Here is a 204-nt window from a genome sequence, read left to right as displayed (position 1 = left end):
AACGTCTCGTCCCGCTCTTTTTGCGCGCGATACAGCAGATAGTTGAGGCGCACGGCGAAGACGTCGGGCACGTCGGTTTCGCTGATTTGTAAGTTGCTAATCAGATGACGGGTACGCGACGGCGGTTCTTCCGCCCAGGCCATGCCGGTTTCCAGCCGTGCGATACGACGTTCGAGCTGGTCTTTGTTGTCGTTGAAAATCCAC

1 protein-coding gene is annotated in these 204 nt (G+C 56.9%); it reads right to left on the bottom strand.

What is annotated here, in order from left to right; translation table 11 throughout:
• Positions 1-204 (bottom strand): aromatic-ring-hydroxylating dioxygenase subunit beta (locus FDX22_RS12340; RefSeq protein WP_304571760.1); only part of this gene is annotated, 204 nt, incomplete at both ends.

The organism is Citrobacter sp. TBCS-14 (genome assembly GCF_005280805.1).
GTDB classification, from domain to species: Bacteria; Pseudomonadota; Gammaproteobacteria; order Enterobacterales; family Enterobacteriaceae; genus Citrobacter; species Citrobacter gillenii.
Note: the sequence above shows the minus strand (reverse complement) of the source record. Positions and strands in the feature narration are given on the sequence as shown.